This window comes from Treponema sp. OMZ 790 (assembly GCF_024181285.1).
Classification (GTDB): domain Bacteria; phylum Spirochaetota; class Spirochaetia; order Treponematales; family Treponemataceae; genus Treponema_B.
Genome location: NZ_CP051201.1, coordinates 162,047 through 181,787 on the forward strand (window position 1 = coordinate 162,047; position 19,741 = coordinate 181,787).

17 protein-coding genes and 1 riboswitch are annotated in these 19,741 nt (G+C 39.1%); of the genes, 10 read left to right on the plus strand and 7 right to left on the minus strand.

Going from position 1 to position 19,741, the window contains the following annotated elements; translation table 11 throughout:
• Together E4O01_RS00700 and E4O01_RS00705 are read right to left on the minus strand one after the other, a co-directional pair.
• Nucleotides 1-312: a type II toxin-antitoxin system RelB/DinJ family antitoxin gene (locus E4O01_RS00700; protein ID WP_253693218.1), complete on the minus strand. Its 312-nt coding sequence runs from the start codon at nt 310-312 to the stop codon at nt 1-3.
• Nucleotides 313-476: 164 nt separating this feature from the next.
• Nucleotides 477-1,124 carry a restriction endonuclease subunit S gene (locus E4O01_RS00705; protein ID WP_253693216.1) on the minus strand — a complete coding sequence of 216 codons (648 nt, stop codon included), beginning with the start codon at nt 1,122-1,124 and terminating at the stop codon, nt 477-479.
• Nucleotides 1,125-1,275: 151 nt separating this feature from the next.
• Between E4O01_RS00705 and E4O01_RS00710 the strand changes: the two genes are divergently transcribed.
• The gene (locus E4O01_RS00710; protein ID WP_253693222.1) at nt 1,276-2,460 is read left to right on the plus strand and encodes an HAD family hydrolase; all 1,185 of its coding nucleotides are present in this window, start codon (nt 1,276-1,278) and stop codon (nt 2,458-2,460) included.
• A gap of 8 nt (nt 2,461-2,468) precedes the next feature.
• The gene (locus tag E4O01_RS00715) at nt 2,469-5,600 is read left to right on the plus strand and encodes a type I restriction endonuclease subunit R (protein ID WP_253693224.1); all 3,132 of its coding nucleotides are present in this window, start codon (nt 2,469-2,471) and stop codon (nt 5,598-5,600) included.
• A 27-nt stretch (nt 5,601-5,627) separates the two neighbouring features.
• On the opposite strand, the gene E4O01_RS00720 is transcribed toward E4O01_RS00715, so the two are convergent.
• From E4O01_RS00720 to E4O01_RS00740, 5 genes are all read right to left on the minus strand, one after another.
• Complete coding sequence (locus E4O01_RS00720) at nt 5,628-6,227, minus strand: hypothetical protein (RefSeq protein WP_253730165.1); 600 nt, start codon at nt 6,225-6,227, stop codon at nt 5,628-5,630.
• Nucleotides 6,228-6,260: 33 nt separating this feature from the next.
• Complete coding sequence (locus E4O01_RS00725; RefSeq protein ID WP_253693228.1) at nt 6,261-7,736, minus strand: Na+/H+ antiporter NhaC family protein; 1,476 nt, start codon at nt 7,734-7,736, stop codon at nt 6,261-6,263.
• A 98-nt stretch (nt 7,737-7,834) separates the two neighbouring features.
• A complete protein-coding gene (locus tag E4O01_RS00730; protein ID WP_253693230.1) occupies nt 7,835-8,596 on the minus strand; it encodes an ABC transporter ATP-binding protein in 762 nt (253 codons plus the stop codon).
• The gene (locus E4O01_RS00735; protein ID WP_253693232.1) at nt 8,596-9,663 is read right to left on the minus strand and encodes a FecCD family ABC transporter permease; all 1,068 of its coding nucleotides are present in this window, start codon (nt 9,661-9,663) and stop codon (nt 8,596-8,598) included. Before E4O01_RS00735 ends, E4O01_RS00730 begins: the two co-directional genes overlap by 1 nt.
• A 1-nt stretch (nt 9,664) precedes the next feature.
• Nucleotides 9,665-10,660 carry an ABC transporter substrate-binding protein gene (locus E4O01_RS00740; RefSeq protein WP_253693234.1) on the minus strand — a complete coding sequence of 332 codons (996 nt, stop codon included), beginning with the start codon at nt 10,658-10,660 and terminating at the stop codon, nt 9,665-9,667.
• Between the two features lie 160 nt (nt 10,661-10,820).
• Nucleotides 10,821-11,004, minus strand: a riboswitch (cobalamin riboswitch).
• 155 nt (nt 11,005-11,159) lie between these two features.
• Between E4O01_RS00740 and prcB the strand changes: the two genes are divergently transcribed.
• The 8 genes from prcB (at nt 11,160) to E4O01_RS00780 (ending at nt 19,720) form a co-directional block, all read left to right on the plus strand.
• The gene (gene prcB, locus E4O01_RS00745) at nt 11,160-11,687 is read left to right on the plus strand and encodes a dentilisin complex subunit PrcB (protein WP_253693236.1); all 528 of its coding nucleotides are present in this window, start codon (nt 11,160-11,162) and stop codon (nt 11,685-11,687) included.
• 81 nt (nt 11,688-11,768) lie between these two features.
• A complete protein-coding gene (gene prcA / locus E4O01_RS00750) occupies nt 11,769-13,676 on the plus strand; it encodes a dentilisin complex subunit PrcA (RefSeq protein ID WP_253693238.1) in 1,908 nt (635 codons plus the stop codon).
• A 10-nt stretch (nt 13,677-13,686) separates the two neighbouring features.
• On the plus strand, nt 13,687-15,975 hold the full coding sequence (gene prtP / locus E4O01_RS00755) for a dentilisin complex serine proteinase subunit PrtP (RefSeq protein ID WP_253693239.1): 2,289 nt from the start codon (nt 13,687-13,689) through the stop codon (nt 15,973-15,975).
• A 565-nt stretch (nt 15,976-16,540) separates the two neighbouring features.
• Entirely contained in the window at nt 16,541-17,728 is a 1,188-nt protein-coding gene (tuf, locus tag E4O01_RS00760) for an elongation factor Tu (protein WP_253693241.1), read from the plus strand.
• A 62-nt stretch (nt 17,729-17,790) separates the two neighbouring features.
• Nucleotides 17,791-18,099, plus strand: coding sequence for a 30S ribosomal protein S10 (gene rpsJ / locus E4O01_RS00765; RefSeq protein WP_253688106.1), 309 nt, complete (start codon nt 17,791-17,793; stop codon nt 18,097-18,099).
• 57 nt (nt 18,100-18,156) lie between these two features.
• On the plus strand, nt 18,157-18,783 hold the full coding sequence (gene rplC / locus E4O01_RS00770) for a 50S ribosomal protein L3 (RefSeq protein ID WP_253677332.1): 627 nt from the start codon (nt 18,157-18,159) through the stop codon (nt 18,781-18,783).
• A gap of 14 nt (nt 18,784-18,797) precedes the next feature.
• Nucleotides 18,798-19,433: a 50S ribosomal protein L4 gene (gene rplD, locus E4O01_RS00775; protein WP_253693243.1), complete on the plus strand. Its 636-nt coding sequence runs from the start codon at nt 18,798-18,800 to the stop codon at nt 19,431-19,433.
• Between the two features lie 2 nt (nt 19,434-19,435).
• Nucleotides 19,436-19,720, plus strand: coding sequence for a 50S ribosomal protein L23 (locus E4O01_RS00780; RefSeq protein WP_002672216.1), 285 nt, complete (start codon nt 19,436-19,438; stop codon nt 19,718-19,720).
• The last annotated feature ends 21 nt before the right edge of the window (nt 19,721-19,741 follow it).

Here is a 19,741-nt window from a genome sequence, read left to right on the forward strand (position 1 = left end):
CTACAGTCCTTTACGGCAGGCTTCTATTTCATAATTGATCTCATCAAGACTCATTTCCGAAACACCATTTATAGCAGCATTTTGCGACATAGACTGCATTGCAGACAAAATTTCAGGTGAAATTTGTTTTTTTACATCATTCTGATTGGCGTTTTCTAACTTCATGCTAAATGGAATCCCATTTTCAGCAATGCTTCGCTTAAAAAATATGCGTACAGCGGTTGATAAATCTAGACCTAGCTGCTCATAGACGGCGGTCACATCATCTTTGAGCTTTTCATCAACCCGAATTTGGACTAAGGTACTTGCCATACTTACCTCCATATAATATTATAGTATAAAATATTTTTTTTGCAAGTACAATGTAATAATAAAATATTACATCGTCAATATAAATCTATAATTGATTGACAGGACAGCCGTTTTGTCTCGCCACAGTTTTTTCAGCTAATTAATGAAAATCTTATTTCTGCATACTATATTTCTATATTTGAAACATCTATCTCTCCCGACATGAGTTTCGGTAAAAGGGCGTCTCGAAGGGATGTAAGGAGGTCAATTTCGATATTATTTTTAAAAATTACTTCAAACATAGGTGCTATAATTTGATTAAATTTTATATTTATATAATTGGCAGGTATTATTATTGGAGATAGTTTTATTGCTGCAGATGATAAGTTCACTTGAACTCCGCTACTAGCACGACTTCTTAAATCTTGTAAAAAATATTTACTATTTGTAAGTAAGTATATGTATGGATATGATATTCCATATTTTCCATTACATCTGAGCAATCCTACTCTTTGATTGAGTAAATATTTATTATCAACAGACATAATAGCAGTATTACCAAGAATAGCAACATTATCTTTCATGTCTGTCATTGCCATAAGTATGTCACCCTTGTAAAGAATATATTTTTGTAAATGTTCAGATTTTTTTTTGCGGAACCAGCTTTTTGTTCCGGTAGATATAAAACCTCCTCCAGATTTTATGTGACCTTGTTTAAATACCGCATAACAGTCTTTTTCTGGTTTATTTAATAATTCTTTGCTTTTAAAAGCATATCCATTATAAAATTTTATAACATCTTCCAAGCTGCCTAGTTCCCAATCATCAGGCATTATACCGCCAAACGGTTCAAAATCGACAAACCATGCTTTAAAAATCGCTTGTGCTTGTTGTTCTAAATTATCATTTATCTTAATACGTCTTATCTGACTTGTTAATTTATCGATAAAAGGGTATAATCTTAAAACTAAGGTTAAGAACTATATGCAGAATTATGATTACACTTTTGAATCGAAAGAGAAAAATCCTATTTTGGCAATTTGCTATGATTTTGACAAAACGTTGTCACCGGATGATATGCAGGCTCAAGGCTATATCCAATCTATCAATTATGAGGTTAAAGATTTTTGGGAAGAATCCAACAAACTTGCAGCAGATAACGAAATGGATCAAAATCTAGCCTATATGTATTTAATGTCCAAGAAATCAAGAGGAAAACTTGTATTTACAAAGGATAAATTAAAAGACTATGGTTCGAAAGTAACACTTTTTCCCGGTGTGGATACATGGTTTGATAGGATAACTACCTATGGAAATAAAAAAAATGTTATTGTTGAACATTATATCATTTCCTCAGGTCTTAAAGAAATGATAGAAGGGACAGCAGTTGCGGATAAATTTAAAAAGATATATGCGAGTTCTTTTTATTATGATTCCGATAATGTCGCCGTTTGGCCGGCACAAGCTGTAAATTATACCAATAAAACACAATTTTTGTTTCGAATCGAAAAAGGAGTTTTAGATGTAAATGATCAAAGAATTAATTCCCATTTTGAGCCCAACGAATATAGAGTACCTTTTAGAAATATTGTTTATATAGGTGATAGTGATACTGATATACCATGTATGAAGCTTGTAAATATAAATGGAGGACATTCAATAGGTGTTTACAATGCAGAAACTAAAGATAAGTCAAAAGTATTCCGAATGATTGATGAAAATAGAATAAAATACTTTGTTCCTGCTGATTATAGGGAAGGTTCAAAATTGGAAATGTTGATTAAAATGATTATTGATCGTACCGTATCAAATGAGCTGCTTGAAGATGCATATTTTGAATGTCTGGATGAAAAAAATATAGAAACAAAAAATATTACCCAAGAGGATAAGGATAAAGATATTTTAATTAATAGCCTTGAAGAAAGCAGAAGTTTTGCTAATACACATTCTGTAATCTCTCAATTGCGCGAAATAGACTCATGGTCTCCTGAACAGTCAAATAAGCTCTTAGATATAGCCTTGACAAATAGACAAGTTACATATATTTTGACCGATACTGATGTAAAAAAATTTTATGAAAGTGTTGTAAAAGATATAGATAGGGGTTATTGTGATTATGTTTTTGATAGTGATAATATCAATAAAATAAAACAAATATTAAACATATAGAGGCCGATATGTCGACATCATTTACCGAAAACGATTATGAAAATTCAATTATTGAGCTGTTTAAAAATAATTTGGGATATACTTATGTTTACGGTCCTGATGTCGAGCGCGATTTTTCGAGTCCGCTATATGATGAGGTTTTAGAGGATTGTCTTTACCGCTTAAACAGCGGGCTGCCAAGGGAGGCTATACAAAATGCTCTTTTTAAATTAAAACATTTTGAAAACGGCGAGCTCGCTCATAAAAATGAAATTTTTACCGAATATCTTCAAAACGGCATACCTGTACATTATCTTGATAAAAATGAAACACGATCGGGAATTGTGTATCTTGCCGATTATAAAAATCCTCAAAACAATTCCTTTATAATTGCCAATCAGTGGACCTTTATAGAAAACAGCAATAAACGTCCCGACATAATTTTATTTTTAAACGGTCTACCGATAGTTTTGATGGAATTAAAGTCTCCTTCAAGGGAAGAGACCGATGCTTCCGATGCATACCGCCAAATCCGTAATTACATGACCGAAATACCTTCTATGTTTATCTACAACTCAATCTGCGTTATGAGCGATCAGTTAACTTCAAAGGCGGGAACCATAACTTCAGGCGAAGACCGCTTTATGGAATGGAAAACAAAGGACGGGAGTTACGAAAACACTCAATATGCCCAATTCGATACTTTTTTTGAAGGCCTTTTTCAAAAAGAAAGGCTGCTTGATATTATAAAAAACTTTATCTGCTTTTCAAACGAGGGTTTGCAAACTTTTAAAATTCTTGCAGGCTACCACCAATATTTTGCGGTTCGCAAGGCTGTTTTCTCCACCCAAAAAGCTGCGTACAGTGACGGAAAAGGCGGAGTTTTTTGGCATACCCAAGGCAGCGGAAAATCTTTATCAATGGTGTTTTATGCGCACCTGTTGCAGGAAGCCTTGGAAAGTCCGACAATTGTAGTTATAACGGATAGAAATGATCTTGATGATCAGCTTTTCGGTCAGTTTGTTAAGTGCAAAGAATTTTTACGCCAAGAACCTATACAGGCTGAAAGCCGAAAAGACTTAAAGAAACTTCTTGCCGGAAGAAAAGCAAACGGAATAATTTTTACGACGATGCAAAAATTTGAAGAGTCTGCCGATGCTCTTTCAGAAAGGCGGAATATAGTTGTTATGGCTGATGAAGCTCATCGAGGGCAATACGGACTTACCGAGCAAATTAAAATAACAAAGAATAAGGCCGGAGAAGATGTCGCAAAGAGGGTTATAGGCACTGCCCGTATTATTCGGAACAGTCTTCCCAATGCGAGCTATATCGGTTTTACCGGCACTCCTATTTCTGCCACTGACAGGAGTACCCGTGAAGTATTCGGAGACTACATCGATATTTACGATATGACTCAGGCAGTGGAAGACGGAGCAACTCGCCCCGTGTACTATGAAAGCAGGGTTATAAAACTTAAACTTGATAAAAAAACTTTGCAGCTGATTGATGAAGAATATGATCTCATGGCTAAAGATGCCGATGAAGAAGTTATCGAAAAAAGTAAGCATGAACTCGGCAAGATGGAAGTGCTCTTAGGCAATGATGAAACTATAAACTCCCTAGTGAACGATATACTCTTCCATTATGAAAACAACAGGGAACATCTGCTTACAGGTAAGGCAATGATAGTCGCTTACACCCGTGCCATAGCTATGAAGATTTACAAAAGAATCTTGGAACTTCGTCCCGGCTGGGAAGAAAAGGTTGCCGTTGTTATGACTTCTGCAAATACCGATGACGAAGAGTGGAGAGAAATTATCGGGAACAAAAATCACAGGGACAAGTTGGCTAAAAAATTTAAAGACAATGACAGTCCCTTAAAAATTGCAATTGTAGTAGATATGTGGCTGACAGGCTTTGATGTTCCTTCCCTTGCGACTATGTACATATATAAACTTATGGCAGGACATAATCTTATGCAGGCTATCGCCAGAGTCAATCGTGTATTTCAAGATAAAGAGGGAGGATTGATCGTCGATTATGTGGGAATAGCCGGTGCCTTAAAGCAGGCTATGAACGACTATACAAACCGCGATAAAAATAATTACGGCGATACCGACATTTTAACCGCTGCCTATCCTACCTTTCTTGAAAAGCTTTCTATATGTAAAGATATGTTCCATGGATATGATTATTCAAGTTTTATGAAGGGCAGCGATCTTGAAAGAGCCAGGACAATAAGCGGTGCCGTAAACTTTATAGTTGCTCAAGAAAAAGAAGAAGAAAAAAATATCTTTATAAAAGAAGCTCTTATGATGAGGCAGGCCTTATCCCTTTGTTCATCCGTAGTTGAAGAAAGTTTGCGCTTTGAGGCAGCTTTTTTTGAATCTGTCAGAGTTTTCCTTTCAAGGCTCACAAATGCGGGAAGCGGAAAAAAGATTTCTTTACCCGAAATGAATGAGCGTATAAATTCTCTTTTACAGCAGAGTATAAAAAGCGAGGGCGTTATAAACCTCTTTTCTGACATTAAAGAAAAATTCTCTCTTTTTTCTCCCAAGTTTCTTGAAGAAATTTCCAAGATGAAAGAAAGAAATTTAGCTGTCGAATTATTAAAAAGACTCATTGCAGAACAGGTAAGAATTTATCGAAGAACCAATGTAGTTAAGTCCGAAAAATTCAGCGAGATAATGCAAAGAACCGTTAATTCGTACCTAAACGGGCTTCTCACAAATGAAGAGGTTATAGCCGAAATGCTGAAACTTGCCAAGCAGATTGTAAGTGCCGAAAAGGAAGGGCAAGACCTCGGCTTAAATGCTGAAGAAGCCGCCTTTTACGATGCCCTCACCAAGCCTCAGGCCATAAAAGACTTCTATCAAAATGAAGAGCTGATTGCAATAACCAAGGAGCTCACCGAAACCTTGCGTAAAAATAAGGCCGTAGATTGGCAGAAAAGAGAAAGTGCACGGGCTCATATGCGTATGCTCATTAAAAGACTTTTAAAGAAGCATAAATATCCGCCCGAAGGTATGGATGACGCAGTTCAAACCGTTATGGTCCAGTGCGAGCTTTGGGCCGACAATCTAATGGACTATTATTATTTTGACAACGAAAATAATAACTATGCAGAAATTGCCGCAGATAGAGAAGAGGTTTATCTGTAGCCCAATTTTCCTGCGGTAAACTAAAAATTATAAATGACTATTTAGCCAACAAATCTTCTTGAAGTCTTTATTGTTATTATTATCGTTTCTATATGAATCTTTTGATGATGCTTCATAAATACCTAAAAACTGTTTTAGACTTGGTACACGAAACTTTATTCCGTCTAGTTGAATAAGTTCTATATCCGATTCATAAATACCTGCAAAATCATACAATGCATCAATTGTGCCGTATTCTACGCTTACTCCGTTTTTTTGAAATTCATGCTCATGAATATCTATTAAATTATATCCCAAGCCTTTCATAACCGCCGTTATTTTGTCCCAATTATAAATTCTAAGTTCGTCAGGAGCTTCCCATCCTCTTGGATCGCCCGGAACATGAATATCAATATCTGACGGCTCCCAATCTTCTTTTGATATAAATTCTAATCCTAAAGAACCCATTAGTGTAGGTATGATTCCGGCTTTATTTAAATTCAAACAAATAGTCTTAAATTCATCAAATAAAAAACTCATTTCTTCTCCATAAATTCTAAATTGGCGGTTTTTACGATTGTAGTTATGCAAACACAAAAAATCAAGTTCATTTAAGCAATGATATGCAGAAAGTAAAAAAAGCTGCACTGTGCTTTTCACAATACAGCTTTTTGTTTGTTCTTATTTTTTCTTTAACCTTACCTTAGGTTCGCTTGCGATGCCGAATTTTGGGAAGATTCTGTCTATTCCGAACAGGGTGAATAATAAAATAGTTACAACCGAAATATGGGCCATAAAGTTATATTTTATTATCTGAGTTTGGCTGAATTGGTAAAGAGGATATACCGTGCCTGCGATGCCGATAAAAAAGCTTAAATAAACATGCCAAGGAATCAGCTGGGATCCGAAGATACCGAGGGCAGAAGAGAAGGTTGCGTTTCTCAATTTTAAAGAATAAAGATCTTTTTCGTCTCCTTCTACGTTTTCTTCCGTAATATCTCTTATTATCGGGCCTACCGTAACTATTTGAGCCATCTCATCGGCAAGGGCTGCATTTCCCAACAAAGAGATGATGCCGTTCCAGAACATTAGCTGTCTTACGTTTCGGGAAAGTTTTACGGCAAGGTTTGATAGAGGTCTAAAGGCATCCATCTTCGACATTATGCCTCCGAAGGCTGCAACCCACATCATCATTATGATAACCCAAGAGCCTGCTCCCACAAAGCCGTTATACACTATGTCAAAAAAGGCGAGGAGGCCTGAGACTGTTCCTGCAATGCGGCCTAAAATAAAGCATGATACAATGCCTGCACCCAAGCAAAGGAGGGTAGAGTAGCCTTTTAAGGCAATCCCTATAACCAGGATGAGGGGAATTACCATGTAAACGGGAACTCCGTTTTGTACTTGATGGAGGAGGTCGACTGCAACAGGCTTTTCTTCAGCCAATTTTTCCCAAACATCTTGGGGAATAGCCTCGATGGCTTTTTGCGGGCTTACTGCATCTCCCGGGAGGCTTAGGCCCGCAATTAAAAATAGGCCGCCTGCAAGCACCAAACACATTAAAGACCAAAGCCCCTGATTTTTCATACGGTGGGTAACCTCAACCCTGTGAATACCTGAGCTTACGACTGTTGTGTCCGAGATAAGACCGAGGTTATCGCCGAAGCAGGACCCGCCTGCAATGGCTGCAATGCTTAAAACCATGTTTCCGCTTAAAATATGGGTCATCCACAAGAAAATCGGGGCACAGGCTGCAAAAGTTCCCCATGAGGTTCCTGTAGCAACCGACAATACTGACGAAACCAAAAAGGCAACAAGGGCTACAGTTCTTGCCGATATACCTATGTTTAGGCTCAATGTAATAATCGAGGCTCCAACCCCTGTAGACATAAAGGCATCTGCCATGGCATAGGCAAACATGAGGATAAAGAAAACCAACTGCATTTCTTTAACATTGTCTACGGCAGAGTTTAAAATATCGTTGAATTTGAATTTTTCGGTTATCATAGCGACAATGGAGGCATAGATTACGGCGATAGGTGCTATGATTAAAATGTCCAGTTTAAATCCCAAAGCAGTCGAAAATGACTCAATGTTTGAAATCATCATCAGACCTGCAAGCAATAAGACCGGAGTGAGCTTAAAAAAAGCGCGCATAAAGTCTCCTTTTATGTGAAATAAGGGTGCCAGTCTATCATATTTATAAAAAAAAGTGTATAGGATTGGATATAGAGATTTACATCATAAAAATCGGATTAAACGCTTTTAAAGATTACATGAGGTTTTTTTTCTTCATCGTAAATGATTTTGGAATCCACATCGTATAAAGCTTTAATTACTTCTTCCGTGATAACCTCATCTACACTGCCTAAGGCGATAATCTTTCCTTCTTTTAGTGCGTATATTTTGTCGCAATACATTGCAGCTATGTTAAGGTCATGGATTGCCGATATGACGGTTATTTTTAAATCTTTTGCAAGGCTCATAAAATGCAGTTGGTGTTTTATGTCCAGATGGTTTGTAGGTTCATCGAGAATGAGACAATCGGTATTTTGCACCAAGGCCCGCGCTAAAATAATCCTTTGTTTTTCTCCTCCCGAAAGGTTGGAAAAACTTCGTTCTGCAAAATCTTTCATATCAACCTGTTCTAGTGCCTTATACGCAAGTTCAATATCTTCGGCGGAATCACGCTCCATAAATTTTTTATGAGGCGATCGGCCGATCAAAACCATTTCAAGTACATTAAAGTCAAAATGAGTTTCGTTATGCTGGGCAACTACAGCCATCTTTTTCGCCGTTTCTCTAAAGGGATAGTCATTTATGTTCTTGTTGTCTATAAATATGGTTCCTGTTTTGGGTTTAAGGACACGGTATATACATTTGAGCAAGGTGCTTTTTCCCGAACCGTTGGGGCCGATTATACCGACAATGCCTTTATCCGTAATTGCAAGGTCAATGCCGTTTAAAATATTTTTATCACCGAAGTTAAATGAAAGAGTGTTAATGTCAAGAAGCATTACGATTTCCCTCCAAACCCGTATTCTTTATTTATCAATAAATATAAAAATACAGGGGCTCCTACAAGGGATATGACTACTCCTACAGGGATTTCTCCAAGAGAAGAGATTGATCGGGCAAGTACATCCGCCCAAACAAGAATGATAGCACCGATTAATACTGAAGCCGGTATTATGTTTTTATGATTAGTCCCCCAAAATATTCTTGCAATATGAGGTACTATGAGTCCTATAAAGCCTATAATACCTGCATTATATACCAAAAATCCTATAACTGCAGAACACATTAAAAGGTAGATTTGGCGGTAAATATGTAAGTCTTTACCTAAGGTAATTGATACGCTGTCGCCCAGGAGCATTAAATTAAGAGTTCTGTATTGCGTCATAAAGGCAAAAATGCTCAAAAATACGATAACGGATAATAAGCCTAAATTTTCCCATTTTGCTCCTCCGAAACCTCCCATCAGCCAAAAAGAAATACTTCGTATAGCTTCTCTGTTTTTTGTAGTAAAAACTATGAATGAAGAAAATGCCGAAAATATTGTACTTATAGCGATTCCGGCCATTAATAATTTTACGGAATTGGCTCTGCCGTTTATATTTGCAGCTGTCATCACAATTACAGATGCACCGAATGCAGAAAAACAAGCAGACAAGCCTACATAATTGGGGCCCAGACTTGCTCCTATCCCCAGGGCAATAGCCAAGGTTGCTCCAAGAGAAGCCCCTGAAGAAATACCCAATATATAAGGATCTGCCAACGAGTTTTTTACGATAGCCTGCATTACAACCCCCGTTAAAGCCAATCCCATACCGGTAAGACAGGCTAAGATAATTCTAGGCATCCTTACAATCCAAACGATATCTACAGTAGATTTTTTTACTCCTTCAAGGCTGCCTATTCCGAAGATTTTATATTGAGCGATTTTTAAAATATCGGCGGGCACTATATTTACGGCTCCGAATCCTACCGATAGGATTATTGAGAGTAGAAGTCCCGCCAAAAGAAAAAGAAGTGCTGAAGATATAAAAATTATTTTCAGCACCTTGGTTTTATTGTTTTGCATATTATAGGTCAGGATATAGACCTGAAATGATAGTCTTTATTCCGTCATAGGTTCTTATGCCGCTTGCATAAACTTCACTTAAATTAATCGGGAAAACTTTTTTATTTTGAAGAGCTGCTATGCTTTGTAAGGCTTTATCTTTTGTCAGCATTTCTATAGATTGATCTTTTTCAATATAGTCTCCAAAATAAACGGTAAATATAACATCCGGGTTAAGCTCTATAAGCTCCTCTTTTCCTATGCCGTTTTTTTCTTTGCCCACAAGGTCTGCCCCGATTTGCATCGCAATTTGTCCGCCGATTGTTTTTTCTCCATAAACACGGTATTGCCCTTCTTTTTCTACCTCAATTATTATAGCCTTTACTTTTGTTTTTCCTTCAACATGTTTTTTTGCTGCCTCAATTTCGCCTTTCATCTTATCGACAATCGATTGCGCTTTGTCTTCTACATTGAAAATTTTACCTATGTTAAGAATATCCTGATATTCATTTTCGAGAGAATCCTGTTTTTTTAAGCCGGAATTTTGCCATATATAGGTTTTTGTACCTCTATCATGCCAAAAATTTACATCCCCATAACGTTTTTCGCCGAATAAAGATGACCATGCAAAAATAAAATCGGGCTCCATGTCGATAACCTCTTCTTTTGTAGGGCGTTTGTCACGGTAATCTACTTTGCTAAAAGCTTCTTTAAATTCATCTTTTACAGGATCATCAAGACCGACAGCTAAAATGAGTTTGTCTGAAAGTCCGAGTGCAAGCATAGTTTCTATCGGGCTTTGGTAAAAGGCAGCGACTTTTTCAGGGGCTTTTTCAAATGTAAGCTCGATAGGTTCTGCCGCATAGTTATAAGTCGTGATTGTTACAGGATAATACTGTCCATCCGCTTTCGGCATCGTTTTGCCGGAATTTTGTGATTGATTTTCTTTAGGACTGCACCCTAAAAAAACCGAAACTGCCGATATTAGCAGTAGTGAGTAAAAAAAAGTTTTTTTCATACTTCCCCCCAAATGTGTTAATTTTACGGTTTCAAACTTAAAAGACTTGAGTTTATGCAGCAGGTACAAAGATACTTTGGGGATCTTATTAGTTTATAGAGAAAACAAAAAGGCTATAAGTTCCTTCAAGCGTCCGGTACTTTATCGCTCGTAAAGCACAAGGTTTAAGCCCTCTACAGGCAGGTATTCTGACTTCGAGCTTCATCATCTTTTTAAGCCTTCCCCGATTCCTCTCGAGTGACATATTTTAAAAAGACTCTTCTCTTACAGCGGCGGGACCGTGACGGAATTACACCGTACTTCCCTTTTAACCGAATTTCGGCACCTGCAGGGTTTGAAATGTTAAAAGCAATTTTAATGTTTTTATAAGGCAGTGTCAAGTCTTAATTTTATATCTCTTATAATAGAACAAAGATTTATTTTATAATTTTAATGATTTTTTTTTAAAAATAAGAAAAAAAATCTTGCTGAATAGAACTAATTGTGGTAGACTCTTTATATGAAGTATTATATCGTATTTTTACTTATCTTTTTAAGTTTGTTTGGCTGTAAAACTCCTCCCAAGCAATTTTCCGAAATTCCGGAATCCAAATCAGATAAAACATTTAAGGACAACAGTAGTTCCGCCTTAGAGATAGGCTATGAAATTTTGAGTCAAGGAAGTAATTTTAAGCCGGGACTTTCTTCAATTATAAGGACACAAAAAGAGCTGGATAATTTTTATTCCGTTTTATATGGAAATTCCGCAAAAGCCCCAATAGTGGATTTTTCAAAAAGAGCGGTTGTCATTGCGGCAGCAGGACCATTTAACACCGGCGGTTATTCTGTTTTTCCTGTGTCTGCAATAAAGACGGGTAAAACTATAAAACTTGTTTTTGAAATATCTGCTCCGGGGCCTAAGGATATGGTCACACAGGCTTTTACTCATCCTTATGTGATAGTTTTAGCAGAGGCTGAGCCTTCTGACGATATTTTTATTGAGGTTAGAGGCGATTACAAGGGGGGATACGGGATAATAGAGTTTTAATTTATAAATCGATTCTTGTGTAAAAAAAAGCAAGTATTTTTAACGGCTTGCTTTAAAAATAAAATTAATAGGAGGGACTTTATGTCACAAAAAAAATGGAACGCTAAGGCGTTATTCGGTCTTCTGGTGTTGGTGCTTTTCTTGGGTTCATGTCCTCAAAAGCCGTCACCGCCTTCCGTATTGGTTCCGGATCCATATCCTGTTCCGGCCGATGCCGTCAAGGTTGAAGTATGTGTTGTAGATTCTGTAAGCGGTACTGTAGTTACAGGTACACAACTGCTAGTTTTTGATTCTTCTACCGGTAAACAGGTTACCCATCCTCTATCTGTAACTAATGGAAAAGTTACTGCAAAAGTAAGTCCAAAAAAGAATTATAACTTTCATCTCTTGGGGCAAAAAGGAAAGTGGGCCGGTTCCCTTATTGAGAATTATTATGTAAGCGAAACAGACGGCCAAAATTTTACGATGCTCCAATTTAAACATGGACAGATAACAAGAGGTGTTACCCCCCCCCATGTCTCTAGGGTAACAATTGAAAATGCGGGCGGATCGGATATAACCGACGGTTATACGATAACCGATACAGAAAAAAAAGTTTATGTAGAATTTACTTCTGAGGTAGGTGCTGTAGAAGATGTTGCTTGGAGCGGTTTTGGGGCAAAGCTCGGAATAGGAGCTGTTCCTTCAGGTTCAAGCGGTATTTACGGGGATTACACTGCCGATTCTGACCCTAGTGACGGAATTTTTAAGTCGGAATATGTTTTTAACATAGAACATGCTTCATTGCCTAACGGCGATACGGAACTTGTGATAGTAGGTTACGATATCGCAAATAACAGGGTCGAAAAACACATCCCGGTAAAATTTAATAAAACTCCGGCAGGAAATCCGCTTTCAAATGCAAAATTTGAAAATCCTTTTATACTTATGGAAAGGGTTCCCTTTACAAATAATACCTTTTCGGCAGACCCTGATCAGGGGTTGGTTCAATTAAGTGCCGAGAGCGGCTTAAATCCTTCTGCCTTAATGCCCATCGGAGGTGAAAATTCCTCTTATATGGCAGTTGTTGTTTTCCAAGTTGTTGATAAGACTACTTCTGCTAAGATTCCTATTATAGGTTTTGACCTTTATCGTAAAGATGCAGGTTCAAGTGATGAGTTTAAATTTGTGAGCAGGACTCATTACAATGAACAGAAAACGGAAACCGGGCCCGGCTGGGGTGCACATCAAGGTTTTGATACATCTTCGGAGCTTGAAGAAGGTAAGGAGTACGAGTATAAGATTAGGGCCTTTACTGCAAACGGCAATTTGGAATCCGGAGTGCTTACCGGTAAGATTATGGAATCCTTTACCTACACCTTGGAAGAGCCTAAGAACCGTAAACAGGTTCCTATTGCCCAAGCCTCAGACATATCCTACTCCTGTAAGATAAGTAACCCCAAGCTCTTAGCTAAGGAAGAGGCCGATTGGTGTGATCTTGGTATATTGATTCTTGACGGACAGGGTGAGCCTGTATTCGGCTCAAAATTCCGCTATGTATTTGACGGTGTTACCGTCGGTATAGGCGGCGGTAATACTACTACGGGCCCGGATATTCTTATTGATACCATAGGGTTCGCTCCGGGCGGCGTTAAGCGTTTTTCATATAAGCAACACCTCGCTGCGCCGCTACAAAACTATTACGGAATTACCGGCCTTGATGACCTTATAAAGGTTGACTCTGCTGCCGGCCTTATCACCATTACCGCTAAATTTGTAAAAATACCTAATTTTAATGTAGCTAAAGGCGCTCCCATGGAATATCAAGCAGGTGTAAACTACCAATGGGATATACAGGATTGGGGGGAAAGTCCTTATAGTTTAAATGATGACAGGGCTTTAAGAATAGTTAAAATGTATGGAACCAATCAATCAAGGTCTATGGGCAACAACCGGTCAAGCGGTTCCAATGCCGTAAACGGCAGATTTACCTTCGTGATAACGGAATAGGAGGTTTGATATGAAGAAAATATTTTTTTTAACGGCAATAGCTTTGCTTGTTTCTTCCTGTAATTTAGGAATGAATACCGGAGGTATTGATAATACCGGAACGGGTTCAAACGGATTTACGGGAGGATCAGCAAATTCACCTTCAATTGAATTGCCTGACGGTGCAAATTATGCACCAAAAGATGAAGATATAGTTGACGGGTTCTTTATCGTTAAGACAAGGGACGGTTTTGATAAGGCTCTTTTTGAAGAAAAGGGTTTTGCAGTCAAGGGAAATATTTCTCTTACAGGTACGGGTTTTACCTACTGGTATCTCAATAAAGAAGGAAACAATAAAAAGAATCTATCCCTTGCAGCTTCAATAAAGGGGGTTCTTTCGGCAGAACATGATTATAAGGTTTCAGAGCCCGACGGTGCTAAGGTAAATAATCAAAATAGTCAGCCTGTAGACCCTGCCGGTGAAGGAACCTACGGTCTTATGGACGGAAACTATTTGGATGACCCTATAGCAAATAATTCCGATTACGGGCTTTCGATAACCGAGGCTCTAAGAGCATATAGAGAAATCGGATATGGGAATAAAACCGTAGTTGCAGGTATTATCGATACGGGTATAAACATGACCCATAAAGATTTTAAAGATGAACACGGTAACTCCATAGTCTTATATGCAAAGTCCTGCGCTACAGCACCAAATGGAGCCTTTATCGGTAGCGGAAATCCTTTTACCGACATACCCATAGGGCAAAACTGGGATAAGGGCGCTCACGGAACCCACTGTTCAGGCACAATTGCCGCCAGAGGTAATAACGGTACGGGTATTGCAGGCGTAGCATGGAAAAACACCAAGTTGATTTCATATCAATCTTTAAATGCTGGTGCAGGCGGTCAAGCAGGCGGAGATGTTTGGTCTGTTTACGGGGCAATGGCTGATCTTACAAAGATGGTTACAATCTTGCGTAAAGCAAAGGCTGATAGAACCCCGGCAGAGAATGCTGCCTTGCCATCTTATTTACGAGGCACAGATTTTCAAATTACCCAAAAAACTGTTCCCGTAAATATGAGTTTAGGCGGTTCTTACGGTACCGAATTTGCTTTTGCAGTTTTAACCAATGCGGTAAAAAACAATGTTCTTCCCGTAATTGCCATGGGAAATGAGGGCCGTTACACTGCTGCCTATCCTGCAGCCTTCCCGGGCGTATTGGCTGTAGGGGCTACCAACGGTAAAGATAAAAAGGTGCATTTCAGCAATTCGGGCGCATGGATAAGCGTTTCAGCCCCCGGCGACGGTATTAAATCTTGCGGTGTTTATAGCGATGATGACTATGAAACCATGAGCGGGACTTCAATGGCAACTCCGTTTGTAACCGGCTTTATAAGCTATCTCCTTTCGTTCCCTGAGGCACATGACTTGACTCCCTATCAAATTAAAACCCTGCTTGAAAAAACTTGCGATAAGATTGAAGGGGCAACGGGTTTTACCGACCGTTTAGGACACGGGCGCGTTAATGTGTACAAGGCTGCAAAGGCATTAAAAAACGGTAATATCCCTCCGGCTAATGATATTTACAGTGAGGCAGAGGTTAAGGTTACCGTAAAAAATAATGACGGTACTGCAAATGATATAGTTCCTGCTAAGATTACCCTCGTAGATGAAGCGACCAAAGCTCCCTTAGCCTATGTTGCAGGAGTTGGAAATAATCCCGCCATATTTAAGGGCTTGGTCAAAGGACATTTATATTCGATTTATACTTCTTTTTTTGGTGAAGCTAAAAAAGAAGTATTCACCATGGGTACTGCCGATAAAGACATGACCTTTCAATTCAATAAAAAACTTGTCTTTGTTTCAACCGTTAAAAATCTTCATTATAACGGCGGTAATGATACTACCGACACTATAATAACGGTTTATAAGGCAGATTCCGCCGGTAATCTTCCTGCAGGTGCTGTTCCTATTTTAGACTATGATAGTGATACTCTTGATACTGTTTATTTTGAGGCTGAGTCAGGCGGTAAGTATTACGTAAAAATCACAGGCTATGGTGCTCTTACAGGATCTAAAAACTATGTTATAGGTATAGACCGTGTTCCTCTTGATCCTGCAGGCGCGGCCCTTGATGATCCGGCTCGCTCGCCGAATAATGCCGTAACAAATGACAGCCATGAAAATGATGATACGGCTGCTGATGCAAAAGTCAAAGGTAATGCTTGGGGGCAAAAATATGCCTGTAACCTCGTGGCTCATCCAATCGGTTCGGCAAACACTGATGAAGATTGGTTCTATGTAGAACATCCGTAAAGAAAGGGATGATAACTTAAGTATAGGGCAGTGTGCTTTTTTAGTACACTGCCTTTTTTAAACAGGAATCTATTTGTTTATAAACAAAAATAAAATAATTTTCCTATTGACATTTTTTATTCTTTATGATATAAAGAACGCTGATATTTACATTATGATTTAAGGTCTGAAAAAGGCTTTAAATCGGTATTCTTTAGAAGTTTTGCGTTGCCGTAAAGCCTTTTTAGGCAGGTGGATGCCGCTCTTATTTATACAAATGAGAGGAGAAATCTTTAAAACTTCGCAGGATGCCAAACCAGTCATCGGAGTTACAGTTTAAAGGTGATCAGGTGGGTCCGAATGCTGTCCGAAAACCTATGGGCGGTGGATAAAAAGCGTTTTTCTTTACAAAAAAAATGAAAGAAAATGCTTAAATCTTATCTGATTTTAATCACTGTCTTATGTTTCTCCGGTTTGTTTCTTTGTTAAGCTTGTTTTTCGGTTACGAAAGACCGGTTAACTTTTTAATCTCGTCATTTTTAATGCGGGAAATATTAGACTTGCCAACGTCTTTTAGGAGGATCTCATGGCAAAGGAAAAATTTAACAGAACGAAAGTTCACATGAATGTTGGTACCATCGGTCACGTTGACCATGGTAAGACCACTCTTTCGGCAGCGATCACTACGTATTGTGCAAAGAAGTACGGTGATAAGCTTCTAAAATATGACGAGATCGACAATGCGCCGGAAGAAAAAGAGCGCGGTATTACTATCAATACCCGCCACTTGGAATATCAGTCCGATAAGAGACACTATGCACACATCGACTGCCCCGGCCACGCTGACTATGTTAAGAACATGATCACAGGTGCTGCTCAGATGGACGGCGGTGTTCTCGTAGTTTCAGCTCCGGACTCGGTTATGCCTCAGACAAAAGAGCACTTGCTTCTTGCTCGACAGGTAGGTGTACCTTCAATCATCGTCTTCCTCAACAAGATTGACCTTGTTGATGATCCCGATCTTGTAGAATTGGTAGAAGAAGAAGTCCGCGAAACCTTGGCATCTTACGGCTTCCCCGAAGATACACCCATCATCAAGGGTTCTGCTTTTAAAGCTCTTCAAGAAGGTGCAACTGCTGAAGACACAGCTCCTATCGAAGAATTGCTCCAGACAATGGACAGCTACTTCCAGGATCCCGTTCGAGATGCAGAAAAACCCTTCCTTCTCCCCATTGAAGATATCTTCACAATTCAGGGACGAGGAACTGTTGTTACGGGAAGAATCGAGCGCGGTGTTATCAAAATGAACGAAGAAGTTGAAATCGTTGGTATCCGCCCCACAAAGAAGACTGTTGTTACAGGTATCGAAATGTTCAACAAACTTCTTGATCAGGGAGAAGCCGGAGACAACGTAGGTCTTCTCTTGAGAGGTGTTGAAAAGAAAGAAGTTGAGCGCGGACAGGTTCTCGCTAAGCCCGGTTCAATTCATCCTCACACCAAATTTGAAGCTCAGATTTATGTTCTTTCAAAAGAAGAAGGCGGACGACACAGCCCTTTCTTCTCAGGTTACAGACCTCAGTTCTATTTCAGAACAACCGATATCACAGGAACTGTAAACCTTCCTGAAGGAACAGACATGGTTAAACCCGGCGATAATACAAAGATTATCGGTGAACTTATTCACCCCATAGCTATGGATCAAGGTCTTAAACTCGCTATTCGCGAAGGCGGACGAACTATTGCTTCGGGTCAGGTAACTGAAGTTATCGAATAAATGATGCAAAAAACGGCGCTTGCGCTTTTGTAAGTGCCGTTTGCATCTCTTCGGAGGGAATGATGACAAAGGAAAAGATTCGCGTAAAGCTTCGCGGATTCGATGTAGAGTTGGTTGATCAGAGTTCAAAGGCTATTGTACAGGCTGTTCAAAAAGCAGGTGCAAAGGTTTGCGGTCCTATCCCGCTTCCCACTCGGATTAACAAGTTTACAGTGCTTCGCTCGCCCCACGTAAACAAAAAATCACGTGAGCAGTTTGAAATGCGGACGCACAAAAGGTTAATCGATATTATCGAACCTTCGGCAGATGTTATGAATGCCTTGTTGGCATTAGAACTCTCAGCCGGTGTTGATGTAGAAATTAAACAATAAGATTTAATTAATGGTAGACGGCCTTTAATCAGGGGTGCGTACCTTAGGAGAATTTAAATGATTGGACTGATTGGAAAAAAAATCGGCATGACCCAAATCTTCAATGAAGTCGGTCACCTTATGCCGGTTACAGTTATTCAGGTAGAACCCAATACCGTTGTTGCACTAAAGGACAAGGAAAAGTTCGGATACTCTTCAGTAGTGCTCGGCTTGGGTGAACTCAAAGAAAAGCACACCAGTAAACCCTATGCAGGACAGTTCAGCGGAGACATTAAGCCTTTAAAACTTTTAAAGGAATTCCGTGATTTTGACAAAGAAGTTGCAGTAGGTGATAAACTCGGTGTAGAGGTTTTTGAAAAGGTTCCGTATTTAGACATTACGGCAATTTCAAAAGGTAAAGGTTTTCAGGGTGTTATGAAGCGATGGGGCTATGGAGGCGGTAGAGCAAGCCATGGTTCTAAGTTCCACCGTGAAGCAGGTTCGACGGGACACTGTACAACTCCGGGACGTTCTTTTAAAAATACGACAATGCCCGGAAGAATGGGTTTTGACAAGGTTACCGTTCAAAATTTGCAAATCGTAAAGATTGATCCTGAATTGGGTGTTATAATGGTTCGCGGTTCTGTTCCGGGTAAAAAGGATGCAACTGTATTCTTAAAATCCGCAGTAAAGCGGGCTAAATAAGGACGGTAGAAGACATGGAAAAGAAAGTCTATTCAGTCGATGGTAAAGAATTGAGGACAATTAATCTTGATGACAAGGTGTTCGGTCTTCCCGTAAATGATGATGTTATTTACTACGCCATCAATAATGAACTAGCCAATAAACGAGTCGGAACGGCTTGTACAAAAGGCAGAGCTGAGGTTCACGGTTCAAATTCCAAGCCTTACAGCCAGAAAGGTACAGGACGCGCACGACGCGGTGATAAAAAATCCCCTCTTTTAGTCGGAGGAGGAACTATTTTTGGACCCAAGCCGAGAGATTTCAGCTATTCTATGCCTAAAAAAGCAAAAAGATTGGCTATGAAGTCAATTTTGAGCCTTAAAGCTCAAAACGACAGGTTAGTGGTTGTCGAAGATTTTACGGTAGAAAGCGGAAAAACACGCGACCTTGTAAAGATTTTAAATAACTTTTCAAAGGGCGAACGGACTGTTGTTATTCTAAAGGATGATGATTCTTTGGTAAAAAGAGCAGGACGCAATATTCCGCATCTTTCATTCTTGGCATATAACCGCCTTAGAGCTCACGATTTATTCTACGGCCGAAAAGTTATCATGCTTGAATCTGCCGCAAAAAATCTTTCCGATTTTTACGGATGTAAGGAGGCCGAATAATAATGGAATACAATGATATACTTATCGCGCCTGTTCTTACCGAAAAAAGCACAGAACTTCGCGAGCAGGGCAAATATGTTTTCAAAGTAGCGCCAAAGGCTACCAAGATTCAGATAAAGGAAGCAGTACGAAGATTGTTCAATGTAAAAGTTACCGATTGTACTGTTGTTAATGTTCGAGGAAAGACTAAGCGTCTCCGCTACAAGGAAGGTAAAACTTCATCTTGGAAAAAAGCAACCGTAAAACTTGCTAAGGGCGAGACAATTAAGATTTTTGAAGGTGCGTAAGCCTTAATGTGCTTATGCTAA

Bases quoted from the DNA above. Each gene is read 5' to 3' on its own strand.
- prtP (WP_253693239.1), top strand. From the start codon at position 13,687: ATGAAGAAAATATTTTTTTTAACGGCAATAGCTTTGCTTGTTTCTTCC.
- E4O01_RS00715 (WP_253693224.1), top strand. From the start codon at position 2,469: ATGTCGACATCATTTACCGAAAACGATTATGAAAATTCAATTATTGAG.
- prcB (WP_253693236.1), top strand. From the start codon at position 11,160: ATGAAGTATTATATCGTATTTTTACTTATCTTTTTAAGTTTGTTTGGC.
- E4O01_RS00735 (WP_253693232.1), bottom strand. From the start codon at position 9,663: ATGCAAAACAATAAAACCAAGGTGCTGAAAATAATTTTTATATCTTCA.
- E4O01_RS00730 (WP_253693230.1), bottom strand. From the start codon at position 8,596: ATGCTTCTTGACATTAACACTCTTTCATTTAACTTCGGTGATAAAAAT.
- E4O01_RS00710 (WP_253693222.1), top strand. From the start codon at position 1,276: ATGCAGAATTATGATTACACTTTTGAATCGAAAGAGAAAAATCCTATT.
- rplC (WP_253677332.1), top strand. From the start codon at position 18,157: ATGATTGGACTGATTGGAAAAAAAATCGGCATGACCCAAATCTTCAAT.
- E4O01_RS00700 (WP_253693218.1), bottom strand. From the start codon at position 312: ATGGCAAGTACCTTAGTCCAAATTCGGGTTGATGAAAAGCTCAAAGAT.
- tuf (WP_253693241.1), top strand. From the start codon at position 16,541: ATGGCAAAGGAAAAATTTAACAGAACGAAAGTTCACATGAATGTTGGT.
- rpsJ (WP_253688106.1), top strand. From the start codon at position 17,791: ATGACAAAGGAAAAGATTCGCGTAAAGCTTCGCGGATTCGATGTAGAG.
- E4O01_RS00725 (WP_253693228.1), bottom strand. From the start codon at position 7,736: ATGCGCGCTTTTTTTAAGCTCACTCCGGTCTTATTGCTTGCAGGTCTG.
- prcA (WP_253693238.1), top strand. From the start codon at position 11,769: ATGTCACAAAAAAAATGGAACGCTAAGGCGTTATTCGGTCTTCTGGTG.
- E4O01_RS00705 (WP_253693216.1), bottom strand. From the start codon at position 1,124: ATGCCTGATGATTGGGAACTAGGCAGCTTGGAAGATGTTATAAAATTT.
- E4O01_RS00780 (WP_002672216.1), top strand. From the start codon at position 19,436: ATGGAATACAATGATATACTTATCGCGCCTGTTCTTACCGAAAAAAGC.
- E4O01_RS00740 (WP_253693234.1), bottom strand. From the start codon at position 10,660: ATGAAAAAAACTTTTTTTTACTCACTACTGCTAATATCGGCAGTTTCG.
- rplD (WP_253693243.1), top strand. From the start codon at position 18,798: ATGGAAAAGAAAGTCTATTCAGTCGATGGTAAAGAATTGAGGACAATT.